The sequence below is a fragment of the Nodosilinea sp. LEGE 07298 genome (genome assembly GCF_015207265.1).
Lineage (GTDB): Bacteria > Cyanobacteriota > Cyanobacteriia > Phormidesmidales > Phormidesmidaceae > Nodosilinea.
Genome location: NZ_JADEXE010000415.1, coordinates 1 through 4,715 on the forward strand (window position 1 = coordinate 1; position 4,715 = coordinate 4,715).

At 58.0% G+C, this 4,715-nt stretch carries 5 protein-coding genes and 1 pseudogene; 3 read left to right on the plus strand and 3 right to left on the minus strand.

Annotated features, from left to right (window positions below; translation table 11 throughout):
* Positions 1–238, minus strand: a pseudogene (locus tag IQ273_RS30645) (hypothetical protein); the annotation flags it as partial.
* A 198-nt stretch (positions 239–436) separates the two neighbouring features.
* Between IQ273_RS30645 and IQ273_RS30650 the strand changes: the two are divergent.
* Positions 437–1,255: a TerC family protein gene (locus IQ273_RS30650; RefSeq protein ID WP_194026873.1), complete on the plus strand. Its 819-nt coding sequence runs from the start codon at positions 437–439 to the stop codon at positions 1,253–1,255.
* Positions 1,256–1,275: 20 nt separating this feature from the next.
* Here IQ273_RS30650 and IQ273_RS30655 read toward each other — a convergent pair whose 3' ends face one another.
* The gene (locus IQ273_RS30655) at positions 1,276–2,094 is read right to left on the minus strand and encodes a sulfurtransferase (protein ID WP_194026874.1); all 819 of its coding nucleotides are present in this window, start codon (positions 2,092–2,094) and stop codon (positions 1,276–1,278) included.
* Positions 2,095–2,292: 198 nt separating this feature from the next.
* Between IQ273_RS30655 and IQ273_RS30660 the strand changes: the two genes are divergently transcribed.
* Positions 2,293–2,856 carry an HdeD family acid-resistance protein gene (locus IQ273_RS30660; protein WP_194026875.1) on the plus strand — a complete coding sequence of 188 codons (564 nt, stop codon included), beginning with the start codon at positions 2,293–2,295 and terminating at the stop codon, positions 2,854–2,856.
* A gap of 23 nt (positions 2,857–2,879) precedes the next feature.
* Positions 2,880–3,773, plus strand: coding sequence for an alpha/beta hydrolase (locus tag IQ273_RS30665; protein ID WP_194026876.1), 894 nt, complete (start codon positions 2,880–2,882; stop codon positions 3,771–3,773).
* On the opposite strand, the gene IQ273_RS30670 is transcribed toward IQ273_RS30665, so the two are convergent.
* Positions 3,756–4,715, minus strand: a 960-nt coding sequence (locus IQ273_RS30670; protein WP_194026877.1) for a hypothetical protein, incomplete at its 5' end; no start/stop codon positions are given. The two genes, IQ273_RS30665 and IQ273_RS30670, sit on opposite strands and share 18 nt — an antisense overlap.

Consider the following 4,715-nt stretch of genomic DNA (forward strand, 5'->3'; position numbering starts at 1 on the left):
GAATAAGGCTGGTGGGTGGGGCGGTCGGGGCACCCAAACGCTCTAGGGCGCGGGTGGTTGCGACATCCTCGGCGGTTTCTAGGGTGGTATTAGCTCCCAGACCGCTAGCCAGGGTGATGCCATTGACGCCAGCGCAAACGCGAACCACATACAGCCCGTCGTGGATAGTTAACAGTTCAGACGTTAGGCTGCCCTGGGGATACCGTTGTCGAAATTGGCTCAGCAGCGAACTTAGCACGCCAGGCGTCTCCCCTGCGGATGGTTGGTAACCGTACTATTCTAAGGAAGTGGGGCACGTTAGACTAAAACCATTACGCCGCTGACCAGTCGCAGGCGGGAATCCTTCCCTGGATAGTTTGCGACCGTGAGCCAGTCAAGCGTTGTGCCTTTACCCAAGACCTTTACTTTTGCTGCCTTAGGTAGCTGACCTGAGCTAATGCTAGATCGCCTGCTGGATATTTCTGCCAATTTTGGGGTTGATACCCTGCTGCTGCTGCCGGTGCTGATTGCCCTGGAAGCGGTGCTGTCGGCAGACAACGCGATCGCTCTGGCCGCGATCGCGCAGGGTCTAGAAAGCGAAACCATGCAGCGTCGGGCGTTAAATTTTGGGTTGCTAATCGCGTTTATTTTGCGGGTAGGGCTAATTTTAACGGCGGGCTGGGTGCTGCAGTTCTGGCAATTTGAGGTAATGGGAGCCGCCTACCTGTTATGGCTCGTATTTAAGCATTTCACAGCTGAAACCGACGATGAAGCTCAGCACCATGGGCCTCGGTTTGCCAGCGTTTTGCAGGCCATTCCGGTGATTGCGTTCACCGATTTAGCCTTTTCCCTCGATAGTGTAACCACCGCCCTGGCCCTTTCTAAGGATGTTTTGGTGATTTTGCTGGGCGGCACCATCGGCATTATTACCCTACGATTTATGGCGGGGTTATTTATTCGCTGGCTAGAAGAATTTGAGCATCTAGAAGACGCTGGTTTTATCACCGTGGCGTTTGTCGGCATTCGCCTGCTGGTACGGGTGATTGACCCTACCCTGGTGCCCTCTGAATGGTTAATGGTGCTGGTGATCGCCCTGGTCTTTGCCTGGGGGTTCTCAAAGCGTACGGCTGAGACCGTCAGCAGCGACTCGGCGCACCTGGAGCACGGCAAGGTGCCCACTGTAGCGGAGCTAGAGGCCCAGGGCAGCCCTTCCATCGACTCTGCTGCTCAAGATCAAGAAGACCCCTCTCCGGCCCTACGCCTGCATCAAGATTAGGGCTCAAACCAGCTCATGGGCTAAAGGTAAGAGCACCAGTCGCTCCAGCCGCCGACGTAGAGCTTGGCTACCTGTCGCCCGGCTAGGGTTTGGGCCAGCAGATTAACGCAGGCGGTGACGCCAGAGCCGCAGTAGACAATGACCTGATCGGCGGCATCCAGGGCGGCCCAGTGCTGGGCTAGGGCCTCAGGCGATTTAAGCTGGCCGTTCTCGCTAGAAATATTCTGCCAAAAATAGTTCACCGCGCCGGGAATGCTGCCCGCGACGGGGTCGATAGGTTCGACTTCGCCCCGGTAGCGTTCGGGCGATCGCGAGTCGATCAGCACCGTTTCTGCGTCGCGTCGACGCACGGCCTCAATATCGACTATCCAGTCTGGGCGGGGTGCTGGGGTAAAGTGACCTGGCCGAGGCGTAGGCCGTTCTGTCGTTGTCGGTTGACCTGCCTGCATCCAGCCCGACCAGCCGCCGTCTAAAACCGCTACCTGGTCGTGGCCCAGGTAGCGCAGCAGCCACCAGAGACGGGCGGCAAAGGCAAAGCGCGAATCGTCGTAGGCCACCACCAACGTAGGCGGGGCAGACGTTACCCCGATCGCTGAGAGTCGTTGGCCAAAAGTTTCTAAATCGGGTAGGGGATGGCGACCGCCGTGGGCCTGCACCGGGCCAGACAAGTCTTGGTTGAGATCTAGGTGCCAGGCCCCAGGAATGTGGCCAGCGGCGTACTGCTGCTGACCCTGGTGGAGGTCGGCCAGGGCAAAGCGGCAGTCGACCACGACCACATTGGGGTCATTGAGGTGCTGGGCCAGCCAGGCGGCGGTTACTAAATTGCAGGGGTAGGTCATGGGTAAAAACGCTGCGGTTAGGGCACGGCAGCTATCTCCTCTAGGGGATAGCGCTGCATTATAAAAGTAGGGTATAAGGTTGCTGAACTGGCAAAACTAGCCGCTGCGGTGCATCGATGTTCGCTTCAAATCGACTACGCTCACGGACTGGTTGGGCAGACTATTCCATCAGCAGATCCTATCCATTGAGGTGCTGTCATGACCATGGAACCTCCTCCGAATACTGAGATTAAAGCGACTAAAGCGGCGATAGGCTGGGTGATTGCCCTCAGCATTGGGTTGATTGGGTTAGGAATTTTGGCAATTTTAGTGCCCACCATTGCCTCGGCTGTTTTTACCTCAGTCATTGGATGGATCGCGTTGACCAGCGGGGTTTTTCAGATTGTGCAGGCGTTTCAGGCCAATGCCTTTAAGGGGCAGGGGTTGAGCCTGGGAGTGGGCATTCTTTACGCGATCGCGGGGCTGTATATCTTGTTCAACCTGGTCAATGCCACGGCAGTACTCACCCTGGCCCTTGGCCTGCTGTTTATGGTCGAGGGTGTGTTTACTATTGCCATGGCGTTTAGCTATCGAGCCGGGCGCAGCATGTCGTGGTTTGTGGCCATTAACGGCATCATTACGCTAATTTTGGGAATTTTGGTGATCAACCAATGGCCATTTAGTGCCCTTTGGCTAATTGGCTTATATATGGGAATTAGCTTACTGTTGAGTGGATCTTCACTGCTGGGGGCGGCCCTGGCCGTTCGCAAAGCAGAGGCCTAGGGCCATAGCAATGGCTTTACTTGATGCCTGAAACCTATCTTCTCTTTGCTCAGCACGGCTGGGCCGACACCAACCAGTCGATGATGACTCTGGCTGAGCGCCTGGCGGCAGACGAGGCACAAATTGTGGCCCCCTGCCTCAATTACGCCATGACCTGGCTGCGCATGGCCCCTTTGGTTGACGAGGTAGACGCCCTGGCTACGGCTACCCTGGTTCGGCAGCCCAGTCTGCCCGTGCGCATTGTAGGTCACTCGATGGGCGGGCTAATTTGGCTAGAAGTGCTGAACCGACACCCCGAATGGTGGCCACGAGTAGACTTTTTGGTGCTGGTAGGCTCTCCGGTGGGTGGGTCCGATCTGGGCCGCATTCTCGACCCGCTCAAGGTAGGGGTAGGGGTTGCCACTGACCTGGGCCGCGATCGCCGCCCGATCGCGGCCCGCATTGCCGCTGTCATTCCCACCCTGGTCATTGCGGGCGATGTCGATGGCGGCAGCGACGGCACCATTACCGTCGAGAGCACGCGGGTGCCCAATGGGCAGTTTGTCTGCCTGGGGGGCATCAACCATGCCGCTCTGCGCTGCCATCCCCGCGTAGTCGAGCAGATTCAGCAGTTTTGGAGGGGCGATCGCCTCAGTTCGCCGCTATTGCCCCACCCTCTGGTAGACCCTCTGCGCCAAATACCGGGCATGACCGATGCCCACCAGCGCGATTTTGCCCGCGCCACCCCTTGGCATACCTTTGCCGATGGCACCAGTATTCGTCTGTGGCGCAGCCCTATGGGTATTCACCACGTGTTTTTGGCCTCGGATAAGGGCGTCTGCCTCTACTCAGGCTATGTGGGGTGGCTGCATACAAACGACCTGCGACACGGCTTAGAGACGCTGCGGGCAGAGACCGAGCTATCCCAGGGCGGGTGAATCTGAAGCTGGCGGGTCGGCAGGTCGGCGGGTAGAGGTCAGCGGGCTAGAGATCGAGAGCCCATCGTCACTGACCAGGCCAGCGGTGAGATCAACCTGGTCGCCTCGGTTGTGCAGGTATTGTTCAACAGCGGTGTTGACCTGTGCTGCGATCGCCCAGGCTGGCTTGGAAGGCAGCGGTGACTGCCGCAAAGCATTGAGCTGAAAGCTGACCTGCTCAATCAGCAAGGCCTGATCGATGACGGTGAGCTGGACGTCAAGGTTAAAATCGACCTGGTTTTTAAGCACGGCGCTGAGGGCCGTGGCAATCAGGTCAGAGCCGATGTTGACAAGGCCGGGGGCGTACTTTTCGATGTAGGCGGTGACGGTTTCGCTGACGGCCTCAGCCATGGGTTTTTGGTTCAAGATGATGGCGAGGGTTTGAGCCAGCGCAGCGGAGGTGGCGTTGACTACGGCAGCCAGTTCTGCCGGAATGCTGCCGCGGATTGCACTCTCTAAATCAAAGGTTTGTACTACCAGGCTCACCAGGCCGATCGCCTCTGAGCGCGTGATTACGCCATCGTTCACCAGCGGTATCACCGAGGTTGCCATACTGCTCAAGGTATCTGGCGTTACGGTCGGCCTGTAGCGCTGCACATAGGTGGTTAAGACACCCTTGGCCTGGTCGCTCAGGCGCTGCTGCCAACGGTGGGCTGCTTTGGCCAGGGCGCTGCTGGCGCGGCTGACAATGGCATTTTTAAGATCTTCAAGGGTGAGGCCATCGAGCACCTGCTGAGCGATGACATCGACAAGGGGAGTAGGCCAGTCGGGCTGGTAAAGCCGTAGCAGGGTGCCCAGAATACCCTGCACTTGATCGGGGGAGTTGGGCAGATCGTAGAGTCGCCCATAGGCACTGAGACCGCTAATCAGCGTTGCCGTGATCTCAGGGGAAGGGGTAGGGGT

Bases quoted from the DNA above. Each gene is read 5' to 3' on its own strand.
- IQ273_RS30660 (WP_194026875.1), top strand. From the start codon at position 2,293: ATGACCATGGAACCTCCTCCGAATACTGAGATTAAAGCGACTAAAGCG.
- IQ273_RS30650 (WP_194026873.1), top strand. From the start codon at position 437: ATGCTAGATCGCCTGCTGGATATTTCTGCCAATTTTGGGGTTGATACC.
- IQ273_RS30655 (WP_194026874.1), bottom strand. From the start codon at position 2,094: ATGACCTACCCCTGCAATTTAGTAACCGCCGCCTGGCTGGCCCAGCAC.
- IQ273_RS30665 (WP_194026876.1), top strand. From the start codon at position 2,880: ATGCCTGAAACCTATCTTCTCTTTGCTCAGCACGGCTGGGCCGACACC.